Genomic DNA, 15,395 nt, shown 5'->3' with positions numbered 1-15,395 from the left:
AAGTGACCTTTTCAGGCCACTTTTGTTTATCAATTTCCAAGCCGATTTTTTAAAGATTTAAAATCACATACTGAAGAATTCCAGCAGCATTCCCGATATTTCCTGAAGCGTGATTGTGGAAGGCGGTGTAATAAATATAACCGCTGTTTCCGGCACCCGAACAAGAACCGATAGTCGCTCCCAAAGCTACTAAAGCAGGAACAGCAACCTGCGGAACAGAAATACTGATCTGAACATTATTGGAAAGCGTGATGCAAACTGTTACAAAGTTTAAAGTAGGAGCGTTTCCAATCGGAATATTGGGTAAACTGTTGTCTGTAAACTGATTGGTTCTGATCATCAATGGGTCATTTGTAGCAGTTTCTTTCACCAAAACTTCCCAGTAAGCAGGATCATAATTGGTGATTTTCTGCCATGCTCCCAAATCAAAATCAAGATTTAAGGTGTTGAATCCTAAAGCTGTCGCCAAAGGTGCATTGCTCACTGTTCCCGGAACAATTCCCGAAGTACCGATATTTTTAGAGCACAGTTTGGTATCAGGAATAAAACCTCCGGCAAGATTGCAGTTGTTGGTATTGTCATTTCCGCCGATAAGGTAGGCGACGTCCCAGTCTGAAGCATAAATACTTCCACCGTTGGCTACAAATACTGCTAAATTGTTTTCAATTACGGGATAAAGGCTCGCGAACTGAGAAAATTTTCTTGATCCACAATTTAAAAATACGATGTCGTACTGAGCAAGCGTGTTCAAATTGGCCAGATCTGTATTGGTGATTTCCGTGGCAGTGTAGCCCAAGGTCTGGATGATATCTTCGATTTTATCGTAAGTTCCTTTTACATAGGCAATTTTTGCAACCTGTGTTAATTTGGTTTGCGTAAGTTCAAGATTTACTGTTTCATTGGCTTTAATATTTGCCGCTGCCTGCGTTCGGAAATTGCTTCCGTTTCCGGTCTGGATGTAGATGGTGTGATTTCCTTCCGGGGCTTCAAGGGTGAAATTTCCTTCTGAATCTGATGTGGTGTGATAAATTTTATATTTTTCGTCAAAAGTAAAAACAGAAGCACCACCAATGGATTTTGTACCGTTTTGCGAGGTGATTTTCCCTTTCACCTTTCCGTTTTGCACGGCGATTGCTGTGAGAGTTTCAGCAGTTTCAGAATCAGAACGGCATGAGCCAAGCGATAAGATCAGGATTAAAATGAATAAAAGGTTGAATTTTTTCATAGGAGATAGTTTTATAGGTTATTTTGACTAAATTAAATATTTGTTGCGAATAATTCATTAAAATTTAATAATTTTTAAATTAAACTAATTTTTTTTAATAAAAATTTATAGAATTTTCCTTTGTCAAAGATGTTTTAAAGACTTTTTAATTGCTTAAATTTGCAGACGATGAAAGATGAAATCACAAACACCAAAAGTTTTTTTCAGGAAACCAGTGAGCAGCTCTATCTGTACATAAACAAAATTTCACCCGCGGGTACCGAGTGGATTTTTCATATTATTGTAAAGCTGGCTTTGCTGACGGCGATTTTCTTTCTGCTGGATTTTCTTTTTAAATTAATTATTAATTATACTTTTAAATTTTTCAGAAACGAAAACAAATTCCCCGTTCTTAAATCTGTTTATCAGTCTAAAATTACCAATTCTCTAGCGCATTTTGTTGCATTGGCAATTGTAGGATCTATTCACGAATCTATTTTTGCAGGAGCTTTAAAACAGACTACCACTTTCATTCACAGGTCAGTCAACTTGGGTTTGGTACTGATTCTTGCCGGGATGTTGTACCGGTCTTTAACGGGTTTCAGAAGTTACTTCACCATCAAGCAGGATTATTATAAAGTGATGGCTATCAATGCGATTTCTGAGACGGTGAAAATTTTAGGTATATTTATCTTCACCATTGTAAGCATCTGTGTGGTTTTTGGGATTAAGGGAACAACAATCGTCGGGAGTTTAGGGGCAATCACGGCAGTTTTGGTTTTGGTTTTCCGGGATACAATTTTAGGATTTGTAACAGGAATTCACGTTGCTACATCCAAAAGTTTAAAAGTGGGCGACTGGATCGGGATTCCGAAATATAATATTGAAGGAAATATTTTAGACATCAGTTTGCTGACCACAAAAATTTCAAATTTCGATAAAACCGTTTCCTCCATTCCTACTTACGACCTGCTTACTACTGAAATCAAAAACCTTCAGGTAATGTCTGAATCCAATACCCGAAGAATTAAAAAATCCATAGTTTTTAATATTACCTCTTTTAAATTTTTAAATGAAGAGGAAATTGAAAAACTGAAAGAAATTAATCTCATCTCAGATTATCTCAACAAAAAAACGTCTGAAATAAACCGTGAGAAGCAGGCTTTAATTCACAATGACAAAATCATTAATGGCAGACAGCTTACTAATATCGGAGTTTTCAGGCATTATGCGCAGAGATATCTTGAAAATAATCAGGATATTGACCAAACCAGCCATTTGATGGTGCGCCAGCTGGAGATTACCACGCAAGGTCTTCCTTTAGAAATCTATTGTTTTGCCAACGATTCAAAATGGGAGCATTTTGAAGAAATACAGGCAGATATTTTTGATCACCTTTTGGTAGCCTCCAAAGAATTTGATCTTCAGATTATGCAGATTGGTTTGCTTAAATAAAAATTGCTGAGAATTAAAATACAGATAAAAAAAAGATGAATTTCCAGAAGCAACAACATCCCGCTTCCAACATCCATCATCCAACAAAAATATGACAAAACTAAGCGTAAACATTAATAAAATTGCCACTTTAAGAAACGCAAGAGGTGGCGAAAGCCCAAGTGTAACCGAAGCGGCTATTAAAATTCAGGAATTTGGTGCTCACGGAATTACCATTCACCCAAGACCTGACGAAAGGCACATCACAAGAAAAGATGTGTACGATTTAAAACCGATTGTTCATACAGAATTTAATATCGAAGGAAATCCGCACAGAGATTTTATCGATATGGTTTTGGAAGTGAAGCCTGAACAGGTCACTTTGGTTCCTGATGCCGACGATGCAATTACGTCAAATGCAGGATGGGACTGCGAAAAAAACATGGATTTTCTGAAGTCTGTCATTACAGAATTTAAAAATGCGGGAATCAGAACCTCGATTTTTTTAGATCCAAATCCTGAAATGGTAAAATTTGCTGCCGAGACCGGAGCAGACAGAATTGAACTGTACACCGAAGCCTACGCATCACATTACGCTCAAAACAAAGAAGAAGCCATCAAACCTTACATTGAAACTGCTCTTGAAGCCGGGAAGTTTGGATTAGGAATTAATGCAGGTCATGATTTAAGCTTAGAGAATTTAAAATATTTCGCAGACAATATTCCTAATCTGCTGGAGGTGTCCATCGGTCATGCTTTGGTTTCCGAAGCTCTGTACATGGGCATGGAAAACACGGTTCAGGCTTATTTGAAGAGATTGGCGAAGTGGTAGAATTTGCTTATATTTGATAAATGAATTCTGAAATTACCATTAAAGATTTTTCTCCGCATCTCTACGGTGATGTGCATTTGGCGGCTTTTGATTTGGAAAAACATAATGTTCACATGATTCAAAAAGTCTTAGAATATGGAAGAATGTCTGATTGGAATTTATTAAAATCATTCTACGGATTAGATAAAATAAAAGAGGTGTCATTAAATTTGAGAAGTCTTGATGCAGTAACTTTATCTTTTCTTTCCACAATTTTCAATAGTGATAAAACTGAATTCAGATGTTACATACACAGGCAGTTACTCCAGAATTACTTGAACTCTTAAACAATATATTGAAGTCAGAAATTTTTTCTGATATCCAAAATAGTCCAGAAGTTCTCAAAGAATTTTTCCGGGAAAAATGTAAAAAACCATAAAAGAGGAATATTTAAAATTGATTATCTAAGGATTCAGATAAACTTCCAGCACCCATCTTCCAACATCCAGCCTAAAAAATTAAATATGCAAATTTTACATTCAAAAATATTCGGTGAAAAACTTTCGTCAACACCGCTTCTCGTATTCCACGGTTTGTTTGGAATGCTCGATAACTGGGGAAGTTTCGGGAAAGAATTGGGAGAGATTTTGCCCGTTCATCTCATTGACCTAAGAAATCACGGCAGGAGTTTTCATTCAGAAAATATTTCTCATGATGATCTGGCAGACGATATTGCCAATTATATGAATCATTACGGAATTGATAAAGCCCATGTTTTAGGCCACTCTTTAGGCGGAAAAGCCGTCATGCAGTTTGCCATGAACTATCCTGAAAAGGTTGAAAAACTTATTGTTGTTGATATCAGTCCGAAAGCCTATCCACCGCATCATCAGGGAATTATTAAAGCATTGGAAACAGTAAATTTCAACGAAGTAAAATCCCGCGGAGAAGTGGAAAAAATGTTAACGCAATATATTCCTGAAAAATCTACCATTCAGTTTTTGGCAAAAAATCTGTACTGGGAAGAGAATGGAGATTCCAAAAAACTCAACTGGAGATTTAATCTGAAAACGCTTTCAGAAAAATACAATCAGTTTGTATCAAATGCAATTAAGTTCGGCGTTTTTGACGGTGCAACCTTATTCATTGCAGGCGAAAAATCAAATTATATTTTGCCGCAGGATGAGTTTGCGGTTAAACAGCAATTCCCAAAAGCCCAATTTGTAAAAATTAAAAATGCAGCACACTGGGTTCAGGCAGATAATCCTGTAGATTTCGCAATTGTTGTAAAAGAGTTTCTGGGGATCTGAAGATTGCAGACTGTGAGCAACAATTACCACGAAAGGCAAAAAAGCTTTTGCAGTAATTTCAGTTTAAATGTAATATGTTGATAAGATCAGATAAATGAAAGTAAAATTTTAAAATCACTTTTATCTGCTTCAATTGGGTTTTTCACAACTTTTCAACTTTTTAGCTTCGAACTTTTCAAATCTGAAAGTGCCTCTAAGTTTTCAAACAAACTTTTGTACCTTTTTTGATTAATCATTTGTAATATTTCCGCAAATTTGCAGAACGTTTTAAAATCTATTAAAATCTATGGTCTTTGTTACAGGTGCAACAGGAATTTTAGGCAGAATCATCGTTCTTGAGCTTTTGAAAAAAGGTAAAAAAGTGCGTGCTGCCAAAAGACCGTCGGGCAATATTAATGAAGTAAAACATTCCTATCAGTATTTTACAGAAAATCCCAATGATTTTTTCGATAAAATTGAATGGATTAATGTGGATTTTGATGATATTCACGCTGTTGAATCTGCTTTGAAAAATGTAACAGAAGTATATCACTGTGCTGCAAAAGTAAGTTTTCATCCGAAAGATGAAAAAGAAATGAATCACACCAACATCAAAGCAACAGAAAATCTTCTTTTTGCATGCGAAAATTCTATGGTGGAAAAATTTCTTCATGTAAGCTCGATTGCAGTTCTGGATTTATACAACGAGAAAGGGGAACTTGACGAAAGTTCAGATTTCAACCCTAAAGACGAGCATTCTGCCTACTCAATTTCTAAACATCTTTCTGAAATGGAAGTCTGGAGAGCTTCTGCGGAAGGTTTAAACACCATCATCATCAATCCGGGAATGATCATAGGAACCGGAAACTGGGGCAAAAGCAGCGGCGATATTTTCCCGACTTTTGAAAACAACAGCTTCACATTTTCGGGCGGAACGAGCTACGTTGATGTGCGTGATGTTGCCAGAATTTCAATTGAATTGATGGAGAAAAATGCTTTCGGCGAAAGATTTATCATCGTTTCCGAAAACAGAAAATATGCAGATCTCGGAAAGCAGATCAGATCAAAATTAGGTCTGAAAGAAGCTAAAATTCTTTCAAAATCTACATTACAAATGGGGAGAATTGCCAATATGTTGTTGGGTTGGATAATTCCACAGCTCAAAATGGCGACCAAATTAAATATTGAATCTGTTTCCTCTTTAAATGTAATTTCAAATCATAAAATCAAGGAGAAATTAGACTATAATTTCATCCCCGTTTCAGAAAGCATAAACTTTCATCTCACCAATTATATTAACGACAAAAAGCTGAATAAAAAGTAATGAATCTTGCACAGGCAATCATCAGTAAAAATGTAGAAAAACATCCTTTAAAATCAGCAATTGGCTTTAAGAAAAAAGATGGAAAGTGGAAAGAATTAAGCTGGAATAAATTCAGCGAAATTATTTTTAAAACAGCAAACGCATTAAAAGATTCAGGCATTGCAGAAAATGATAAAGTAGCTCTTTATGCCGAAAATTCTGCAGAATGGATGATCTTTGATCTGGCAGTGCTGTCGTTAGGTGCCATTACCGTTCCAATTTATTCAACCAATAATACCGAGCAGGCAGAATTTATTTTAAAAGATTCAGGAGCAAAATCGGTTTTGGTGGGAAGCCAGGCACAATACGATTCGTGTCTTGAAATTTTACAGAGGGAAAATACAGATTTAAAATCCATCATCATATCCAAAAAAGCAGTTTGGATTAAGAGAGAATTCAGCAGTTTTTATCTGGAAGATTTTATCGCCAAATCATCCCCAAAATTTGAGTTTTCAGAAAAAAATGAAGACGATAACGCAACCATTATTTACACTTCAGGAACTACAGGAAATCCAAAAGGCGTAATGCTTCCTCATGGAAATTTTGTGAAATTATGCGATGCCCATTTTGAATTTTTTAAGTTTAAAAATTTTGAAGAAGAAGTTTCACTCGCATTTTTACCGTTAACTCACGTTTTCGAAAGAAGCTGGAGTTTACTATGTCTGTACGGCGGGGCAAGAGTTTATTTTCTTGAAGATTCCAAAGCAATTTCCAAAGCTTTAGTTGAGGTAAAGCCCACGATGATGTGCGTGGTTCCAAGGTTTTTGCAGAAAGTATATGCCGGAGTTTTAGACAAATCAGAAGAAGGTTCATCTTTTAAAAAGAAAATCTTCAACTGGGCTCTGGAAGTTGGAAAACAGACTGCAGAATTTAAGCGGACAGAAAGATCGATTCCTTTTGGATTAAAGGCTAAAGAAACTGTTGCAGAACTGTTGGTCTTCAGTAAAATTAAAGAGAAATTAGGCGGGAGATTGTGGTTTATTCCTTGCGGTGGCGCATCGCTGTCGCCGGAAGTTACACAGTTTTTTGAATCTGTCGATATCCACGTTACAGTCGGTTACGGATTAACGGAAACCACGGCAACTTTAACTGCTTTTCCACTGACCAATTTTGAACACGGAAGTTGTGGTAAACCTTTACCAAACGTAGAAATTCGGATTGGCGAGCAGGACGAAATTCAAGCTAAAGGAAACGGAATTATGAAAGGTTATTACAACCGACCTGAAGAAACCGAAAAAGTTTTTACGCAGGATGGTTGGTTTAAAACCGGAGATGCAGGCAAATTTGATGAAAACGGAAATCTTTTTATTACCGACAGAATAAAGGATTTGATGAAAACTTCCAACGGAAAATACATTGCTCCGCAAATGATTGAAAATCTTCTCACAAACAATAATTTCATCAGTCAGATAACCTTGATTGCAGAAGGAAGGCAGTTTGTGTCTGCTTTAATAGTCCCGAATTTTGAGTTTTTAACGGAATATTTAAAGAAGAAAAACATTCCGTTTACCAACTGGGACGAAATTGTTAAAAAGAAAGAAATTATCGATTTCTATAAAGAAAAAGTAAGCGAACTGCAACATCAGATTTCAGATTATGAAAAAGTGAAAAAATTTACTTTAATGCCGGCAGAATTTGACATCAGCAGCGGAGAAATTACCCCAACTTTAAAAGTAAAAAGAAATGTGGTGATGAAAAAATATGCAGATTTGATTGAGGAAATGTATTAGGTTTCAGCATAAATAACCACAAAAGTCACAAAAGATAAAGTTTAAATTCTGAATCTTTAAAGTTCAAATAAGATATAATATAATTTTTTTTCACCCTTATTTGAACTTACATAAAGTTTCTATCTAAACTTAAATATACTCAATCAGAAAAAAGCTTTTGTGACTTTTGTGGTAAAAAAAAATTAAATTATGACAAACGATTTTTTAGGAACAAACGAATTTACAATACACAATAAAAGAGTTTCAGAAAGCTGTCCGTCAAATATTGCTTTGATCAAATATTGGGGCAAATATAAAGATCAGATTCCTGCCAATCCAAGCATCAGTTTTACTCTGAATCACTGTAAAACCAATACGGAAATGGAGTTTGTGGCAAACGAACCGTTTTCTGTTCAGACTTTTTTAGCAGGTAATGAAGAGGTGAAATTTGCCGAAAAAATTGAAAAATATTTCAAAAATATCGAGCAATATCTTCCTTGGATTTTGAAAGGAAAGTACATCATTAAAACCGAAAACACTTTTCCTCACAGCTCAGGAATTGCGAGTTCAGCTTCAGGTTTTGGTGCAATTGCAAAATGTTTGATGAGTTTAGATGAGCAGTTTTCAAACGAAAACTCAGAATCATCAATTATCAATCATCAATCATCATTCATATCCAAAAAAGCCTCTTTTCTTGCGAGATTAGGAAGCGGAAGCGCATGCAGAAGTTTGTATAACGGCTTAGTTGTCTGGGGCGAATCTGATGTGGTGGAAGGAAGTTCAGATCTGTTTGCAGTGAAATATTCTGACGACGAAATTCATCCAATTTTCAAAGATTTTAATGATTGGGTTCTGCTTATTCACGAAGGTGAAAAATCGGTGAGTTCTACGGTTGGCCACGGTTTGATGAATACCAATCCTTATGCAGAAAGACGTTTTCAGGAAGCGCACGAAAATTTTAAAATTTTAAAAGAAATCTTGAAAGCGGGTGATATGGAAAGTTTCATAAAACTCGTAGAACACGAAGCTTTAACCCTTCATGCGATGATGATGATTAGCGATCCTGCATTTATTTTGATGAAAACAGGAACTTTGGAAGTCATCAATAAAATCTGGGATTTCAGAATAGAAACCAAATTACTGTTATTTTTTACTCTCGATGCTGGTGCCAATGTTCATTTGCTCTTCCCGAATGACGGTTCAGAAGACCAGATAAAATCTTTTATCGAATCTGAATTGCTGCCACATACCCAGAAAAATGGAGTAGTGAAGGATGTGATGAAATGGTAATGATATAGCAATCTTTAATAAACAACAGTTGATAGCTGATAATTTCAGCACGGAGCGGGCAGTAGTCCGCTTTCATTTTTGAAGGATATAAAGTCCTGCATTTTTCGAGATTTCATTAACATTATTAGTTCCGACAGTTGTGAAATAGACAGTATCTTTACCATACTACGGTAATATTTAATAAAAAATTATGATTTAATTTAAATTTTTGGCATTGATATTGAAAATACAGAATTACAAGTTTATACAAAATGAAAAAATTATTCATCACAGCAATACTCCTTGGAACTTTTAGTTTAGGATATGCACAGTCAGATTATTACAATGATTACAGAAGAAGTGTAACAGATGTCAACTGGCAGTCTGTAGTTTCAGATCTATTGTTATCACCAACACAGGCCAATGAGATCAATAATCTAAACAGCAGATACAATGACTACGACGGATGGAACAGAGTATATGCAAACCAACCTGACAGATGGTCTACAGACAGATATTCTGAGCTGGAAAGAATCATGGGAAGGGATAAATATACAAAGTTTAAAACCAAATATTACAAAGGAAAAAATCCTGTAGCTGTATATAACAGTAATAAAAACAATGATAAGCGATATAAACACATTAATAAAAAAGCAAAGGTTTATAAAGTTAAAAAGGCAAAAGGAAATAGATAATAATTCATAAAAATTTAAACTAAAAGATGGCTGTACGAAAGTGCAGTCATCTTTTTTTTATTGCTCAGTGTTTTAAGACGATATTGAATAGGTCACAAATTTTTGCAGTTTATTTTAATGCCGGTTGACATTAAAAAATTTTCTAATTTTAAACCAAGTTTAAATCCTTTACAATGAAAAATATACTTGCACTCACATTATTTCTCGGAAGCCTGTCATTTGCACAGCAAACCTCAAATTCGGAGATCGAAAAACCGATAAGAAATTTATTTTCAGCCATGAAAAATGCAGATTCCGAATTATTGAAAACGGTTTTTTCTGATGCTGCCATTCTTCAAACCATTACAAAAGATGGTGTGAAAACTGAAAACATCAATGATTTCATTGCATCCATTTCCAAAATGAAAAAAGATGATTTGGATGAAAGATTTGTTGTGGAAGGTATTCATACAGACGGAAATCTTGCAAGCGTTTTTACGCCGTACACATTTTATTTTAAAGGGAAATTTTCACATTGCGGCGCCAACAGTTTTCAACTGATTAAGGTGAATAATGAATGGAAAATTCAGTATCTAATTGATACAAGAAGAAAAGATAACTGCAAAGAATTAAAATAGTATATCTCTGAAATAAAAAAAAACACGCAAAATAACTCTGCGTGTTCCTTTGTTTATAGTACTTCGGGAAATTCGAATAATTCGTATTAAATTAAATCCCGTCAATAATTTCATTTAAAACAGTACTTGGTCTCATGGCCTCATACGTTTTGTAAGTGTCAGTTTTGAAGTAGCCATCGATGTTTTGAGGCTTGCCCTGAGCACCGATCAATTCAGAATTGATTACATCTTCACTTTCCTGCATCGCTTCTGCAACCGGAGCAAATTGTTGAGCCAATTCAGCATCAGCAGTTTGGTTTGCTAAAGCTTCCGCCCAGTACATTGCCAGATAGAAGTGAGAACCTCTGTTATCGATTTGTCCGACTTTTCTCGCAGGAGACTTATCTGTCGCTAAGAATTTAGCATTTGCTTCATCCAGCGCATCGGCTAAAACCTGAGCTTTAGTATTGCCCTGAGTTTGTGCCAAATGCTCCAAAGATGCCTGTAAAGCCAAGAATTCGCCTAAAGAATCCCATCTCAAATAACCTTCTTCGATGAACTGCTCAACGTGCTTAGGAGCAGAGCCTCCGGCACCTGTTTCGAACAATCCACCACCATTCATTAATGGAACGATAGAAAGCATTTTTGCAGAAGTTCCAAGCTCAAGAATCGGGAACAGGTCAGTAAGATAATCTCTTAATACGTTTCCTGAAACAGAAATCGTGTCTTTACCTTCTCTTGCTCTCTGTAAAGTCTCGGTCATTGCGTCTTTTACATCAAGAATTTTGATGTCTAATCCGTTGGTGTCGTGATCAGCTAAATATTTTTCAACTTTTTTGATCATTTCTCTGTCGTGCGCTCTTCCTTTATCCAACCAGAAAATAGCAGGTGTATCAGAAAGTCTCGCTCTGTTTACAGCCAGTTTTACCCAATCCTGAATTGGAGCATCTTTCGTCTGACACATTCTGAAAATATCTCCGCTCTCAACTTTTTGAGAAAGAAGAACGTTTCCGTTTTCATCCTGAACTTCAACTTTTCCTTCAGCTGTAGCTTGAAAAGTCTTGTCGTGAGATCCGTATTCTTCAGCTTTCTGAGCCATCAACCCAACGTTCGGAACAGAACCCATCGTGGTAGGATCTAATTTTCCGTGTGCTTTCATATCGTCAATCACAGACTGATAAAAACCAGCGTAAGAACGGTCAGGAATAATACAAACTGTATCTTCTTCTTTTCCTTCCTTGTTCCACATTTTTCCGCCACCTCTTACCAAAGCAGCCATAGAAGCATCAACAATAATATCAGAAGGTACGTGGAAGTTGGTAATTCCTTTGTCAGAGTTTACCATTGCTACTCTTGGGCCATTTGCTAAAGCAGTTTCAATATCAGCTTTGATCTCAGCTTCCTGAGCATTTCCTTTGATTTTATCGAAAAGATCAGCCAAACCGTTGTTTGGATTGACATCTAAAGAATCAAAAGTCTCAGCATATTTAGCGAAAACATCTTTAAAGAAAGTCTCAACGATTGCTCCGAACACGATTGGATCTGAGATTTTCATCATCGTCGCTTTCAGGTGAGCAGAAAGTAGAACGTTTCTGTTTTTAGCTTCTTCAATCGCTTCCTGTACGAAAGATTTTAAAGAATTCAGATTCATTACAGAAGAATCGATCACTTCGCCAGCCTGAAGACCTGCGAAATCTTTCAATAAAGTTTCAGCACCGTCATTTCCTTTGAAAACGATTTTATATTTTGTAGCATTCTCAAGAGTCGTCGAAGTTTCAGTTCCGTAGAAATCTCCGCTGATCATGTGGGCAACGTCAGTTTTGCTGTCAGAGGCCCAGTCGCCCATTCTGTGAGGGTTTGCTTTTGCATAGTTTTTAACCGCTTTTGGAGCACGTCTGTCAGAATTTCCTTCTCTTAACACTGGGTTTACAGCACTCCCCAATACTTTCGCATATTTAGCTTTTATTGCTTTTTCCTCATCATTTTTAGGTTCTGCAGGATAGTTTGGAACCGCAAATCCTTTAGACTGTAATTCAGCGATTGCAGCATCCAACTGAGGTGCAGAAGCAGAAATATTTGGCAATTTAATGATGTTTGCATCAGGCTGAGTCGCTAATTCTCCCAATTGAGCCAAAGCATCAACGGTTTTTTGATCGTCTTTCAGAAACTCTGGAAAGTTGGCTAAAATTCTACCTGCCAAAGAAATATCCGGAACGGCGATTTCAATGTTTGCTGGTTTTGTAAACGCTTTTACAATCGGTAAAAACGAATGTGTTGCCAGCATTGGAGCCTCATCTGTAAGTGTGTAGTAGATTGTTGATTTTTCTGACATTATTATGTTAGTTTATTGTTTGATTTTTAAGACAGACAAATTTAAGGATTTTTATTAGGAATGCTTTTTAGAATTTAATTTTTTCTTGGTTAAAAATTAGTTCTTCTGCACATTTCTTCTCAATTTTCACATTTTTATTCGGAAATTAAATGTTTCATGAAAATTTTACTGAAAATTGTTTTGTTCTCTGATGATATAATTTGCTGATTTTTCTGAAATAAGATACTTCTTAAGTCAATTTTTTTTGATTCTCTTAACGTGCTGTAAGTATTCAAATTACTATTTTGGAATACAAAGAATTAAGTCTTCTGTTTTATTTTCTCTTTTCCGCGTGAAAAAAAATCTCATAAATTGTTGGTATTTTATATATTTACGCCTCATAAATATAAAAAACAACGATGGAACAAAAGTATTTTATTCATGACGGGATAGATAAGAAAGGTCCTTATACTTTAGAAGAACTCAGGTCGCAGAATATAAAAAGATATACCCTGATCTGGCACGGCGGTATCAACAACTGGACGGAAGCCGAAAAACTCTACGAACTGAAAAGTCTATTTGAAATGACACCCACTCCGGGAATCAATTTAAGCAAAGAGATTCAGGTGCTGCCACCAAGCCTGCCGCAAACCACAGCCAGCAATAATGTGAATTACAAAATTGGCAAAATTGAATATCTCAACGATAATACTATAAAAGTTCATTACGAAAAAGAAATTATCCAGTACCGTTTTGCAAATTTCGGCGAAAGACTGGGAGCAAGACTGCTGGATGTTTTAATTATCGTTATTCCTTCAATGATCATCCCTCTTTTGCCGGGGTGGCTGTATTTTTCACTGATGCACAGTGGGGAAGACCAGCAGACACTGGGACAGAAAGCGGCAGGTATCAAACTTCTCAGCACAGACGGAATGAAAGTAAATTTCGGACAGGCAACCGGTAGGTTTTTCGCCAATATCCTGAATGTAATGACATTTTTTATAGGCTTTTTCATGTTCTTTTTCAACAGGAGAAATCAGTGCCTGCACGACAGTATTTCAAGCACCATCGTAGTGTCAGAGCTCAGAAGAGAAAGAAGATTTTAATTATAAACCTCAACCTCTGCTTTAACCTCAGCCTTAACCAAAAAATGAAAGAAGAAAATATCAATAAACTCAATTCTCTCTTTTCCAATTTAAAATCTGAAGAACAGAAGCTCAAAGAGAGCATGGAAAAGAAAAAAAGCGAAGACGATTTATTTATCGAAGGTTTCAGAACTTTGTGTAAGAACTTTATCGATCCCAAAATGCAGGAATTCAGAAGAATGCTTCGTGAGAACGGTTTTGGGTGTAAGATTTCATTTAATGAAGAGATTAAAAATGGTTTAGGTATTAATTCTCAAACCAATATTAAATTGCAGATTTCCAGAAATGTGGATTCTAATTTCTATGTGAATGACAAATTTCCGCACATTATGTTTGTGGCTGATAAAAATTTAAAAAGAATCGTCATTCATCAGGACACGATTTTCCAGAACGGAACCGGTAATGCAGCTTTGAAAGAAAAAAATTACACGCTCGATAATCTTTCTGAAGAAGATATTGAAAGAGAAATTTTAGAATCGGTTGAGAATATTTTGGTGAATAAGTAAAACGAAGACCTGCGTCATTGCAGCTTTTTTTAGTTTAAATCTTAATATTATTTTTTCTGATAGTTGCGGTTTGAAACCAAAGTAGAATCATTTAAAGTTGCCAAAAAAGAAAGCAAATCTTCTCTTTCTATCGTGCTAAAAACAATCGGTTTTTCCAGCTGTCTCGCCAAAGTTGGGCTTTTTACAATTCCTTTTTCGTAATGATCCAAAACTTCATTTAAAGTTCTAAATCTACCGTCGTGCATGTAAGGATAGGTGTGGCCAAGATTTCTTAAGCTTGGAATTTTAAACATATACTGGTCAGCCGGCTCAAAAGATTTGTTCCATTTTCCGTGGTCGTCTAATTTGGGGTCAACGGGAAGTCCGTTATTTGCAAAACCGTAAGTGGAGAAAAGAGGTTCGCTGTGGCATGAGCTGCAGTTTTGCTGATACAGAAGGTAACCATTTTTTTCAGAATCAGTGAATTGAGCTTTTTTCTGTTTCACTTTATCATATTTTGAATTGGCAGAAACAATAGTCAGCTGAAACTGCGAAAGCGCCTTCATCAGACGTTCAGAAGTTGCTAAACTGTCGCCAAAACTTTTGTAGAAAAGTGTTCTGTATTCCTTGGATTTGTTGAGTTTTCTTACAGCAACATTGATGTCTTCGCCCATTTCTGCGGGATGATTAATTGGAGCCAAAGCCTGCGCATCAATATTTGGAATTACGCCATCCCACATAAAATTTTTCTGCCACGCAAGATTAAAAATTGCTGGAGAGTTTCTGTCCCCGATTCCGTCCTCAATCCCTTTGCTCAAATGATTTCCCGCATGCGAAAAAGCCTGATTGGAATTATGACAGGACGAGCAGGAAATGGTATTGTTTCTCGATAAAATGGGGTCGTAAAAAAGTTTTCTTCCCAAATCAATCGTAGCTGATTTTAATGGTTTTTTCTTAAAATCATAGACAGGTTTTGGAAAATAAGAAGGATATATTAATCCGATATCCTGCAGACCGTAAGAAAACAGCAGCAGTAAAGAAGTTGCAAAGGCAAAATATTTAAATTTTGAATACAAGGGTTTGT

At 36.0% G+C, this 15,395-nt stretch carries 14 protein-coding genes; 11 read left to right on the top strand and 3 right to left on the bottom strand.

Translation table 11 applies throughout. The features are described from left to right. Positions 1–49: 49 nt before the first annotated feature. Positions 50–1,225, bottom strand: a complete 1,176-nt coding sequence (locus ASG31_RS11150; RefSeq protein ID WP_056032205.1) for a carboxypeptidase-like regulatory domain-containing protein — start codon at positions 1,223–1,225, stop codon at positions 50–52. Positions 1,226–1,393: 168 nt separating this feature from the next. On the opposite strand from ASG31_RS11150, the gene ASG31_RS11145 reads away from it, so the two are divergent. The 9 genes from ASG31_RS11145 (at position 1,394) to ASG31_RS11105 (ending at position 10,391) form a co-directional block, all read left to right on the top strand. After that, positions 1,394–2,659, top strand: coding sequence for a mechanosensitive ion channel family protein (locus ASG31_RS11145; RefSeq protein WP_056032202.1), 1,266 nt, complete (start codon positions 1,394–1,396; stop codon positions 2,657–2,659). A 91-nt stretch (positions 2,660–2,750) separates the two neighbouring features. Next, a complete protein-coding gene (locus tag ASG31_RS11140) occupies positions 2,751–3,470 on the top strand; it encodes a pyridoxine 5'-phosphate synthase (RefSeq protein WP_056032200.1) in 720 nt (239 codons plus the stop codon). A gap of 20 nt (positions 3,471–3,490) precedes the next feature. After that, positions 3,491–3,796 carry a DUF6922 domain-containing protein gene (locus ASG31_RS11135; RefSeq protein WP_056032197.1) on the top strand — a complete coding sequence of 102 codons (306 nt, stop codon included), beginning with the start codon at positions 3,491–3,493 and terminating at the stop codon, positions 3,794–3,796. Positions 3,797–3,973: 177 nt separating this feature from the next. Next, entirely contained in the window at positions 3,974–4,759 is a 786-nt protein-coding gene (locus ASG31_RS11130) for an alpha/beta fold hydrolase (RefSeq protein WP_056032194.1), read from the top strand. A 286-nt stretch (positions 4,760–5,045) separates the two neighbouring features. Next, positions 5,046–6,062: an NAD-dependent epimerase/dehydratase family protein gene (locus ASG31_RS11125; protein WP_056032191.1), complete on the top strand. Its 1,017-nt coding sequence runs from the start codon at positions 5,046–5,048 to the stop codon at positions 6,060–6,062. Then, a complete protein-coding gene (locus ASG31_RS11120) occupies positions 6,062–7,831 on the top strand; it encodes an AMP-dependent synthetase/ligase (protein WP_056032188.1) in 1,770 nt (589 codons plus the stop codon). The genes ASG31_RS11125 and ASG31_RS11120 overlap by 1 nt, the downstream gene beginning before the upstream one ends. A 189-nt stretch (positions 7,832–8,020) precedes the next feature. After that, entirely contained in the window at positions 8,021–9,100 is a 1,080-nt protein-coding gene (locus ASG31_RS11115) for a diphosphomevalonate/mevalonate 3,5-bisphosphate decarboxylase family protein (RefSeq protein ID WP_056032186.1), read from the top strand. Between the two features lie 251 nt (positions 9,101–9,351). Further along, a complete protein-coding gene (locus ASG31_RS11110; protein WP_056032183.1) occupies positions 9,352–9,774 on the top strand; it encodes a hypothetical protein in 423 nt (140 codons plus the stop codon). 173 nt (positions 9,775–9,947) lie between these two features. Beyond that, positions 9,948–10,391, top strand: a complete 444-nt coding sequence (locus tag ASG31_RS11105; protein ID WP_056032180.1) for a nuclear transport factor 2 family protein — start codon at positions 9,948–9,950, stop codon at positions 10,389–10,391. Between the two features lie 91 nt (positions 10,392–10,482). Here the strand turns inward: ASG31_RS11105 and ASG31_RS11100 are convergent, their stop codons facing one another. Next, positions 10,483–12,702: an NADP-dependent isocitrate dehydrogenase gene (locus ASG31_RS11100; protein WP_056032177.1), complete on the bottom strand. Its 2,220-nt coding sequence runs from the start codon at positions 12,700–12,702 to the stop codon at positions 10,483–10,485. A gap of 398 nt (positions 12,703–13,100) precedes the next feature. Between ASG31_RS11100 and ASG31_RS11095 the strand changes: the two genes are divergently transcribed. Together ASG31_RS11095 and ASG31_RS11090 are read left to right on the top strand one after the other, a co-directional pair. Continuing rightward, complete coding sequence (locus tag ASG31_RS11095; RefSeq protein WP_056032174.1) at positions 13,101–13,787, top strand: RDD family protein; 687 nt, start codon at positions 13,101–13,103, stop codon at positions 13,785–13,787. 44 nt (positions 13,788–13,831) lie between these two features. After that, complete coding sequence (locus tag ASG31_RS11090) at positions 13,832–14,332, top strand: hypothetical protein (RefSeq protein ID WP_056032171.1); 501 nt, start codon at positions 13,832–13,834, stop codon at positions 14,330–14,332. A gap of 47 nt (positions 14,333–14,379) precedes the next feature. On the opposite strand, the gene ASG31_RS11085 is transcribed toward ASG31_RS11090, so the two are convergent. Then, entirely contained in the window at positions 14,380–15,387 is a 1,008-nt protein-coding gene (locus ASG31_RS11085; RefSeq protein ID WP_082504538.1) for a cytochrome-c peroxidase, read from the bottom strand. Positions 15,388–15,395 lie beyond the last annotated feature (8 nt).

It is taken from the genome of Chryseobacterium sp. Leaf404 (genome assembly GCF_001424145.1).
Classification (GTDB): Bacteria; Bacteroidota; Bacteroidia; order Flavobacteriales; family Weeksellaceae; genus Chryseobacterium.
The sequence above is the reverse complement of the archived record's forward strand: the minus strand, read 5'-3'. Positions and strand labels throughout refer to the sequence as shown.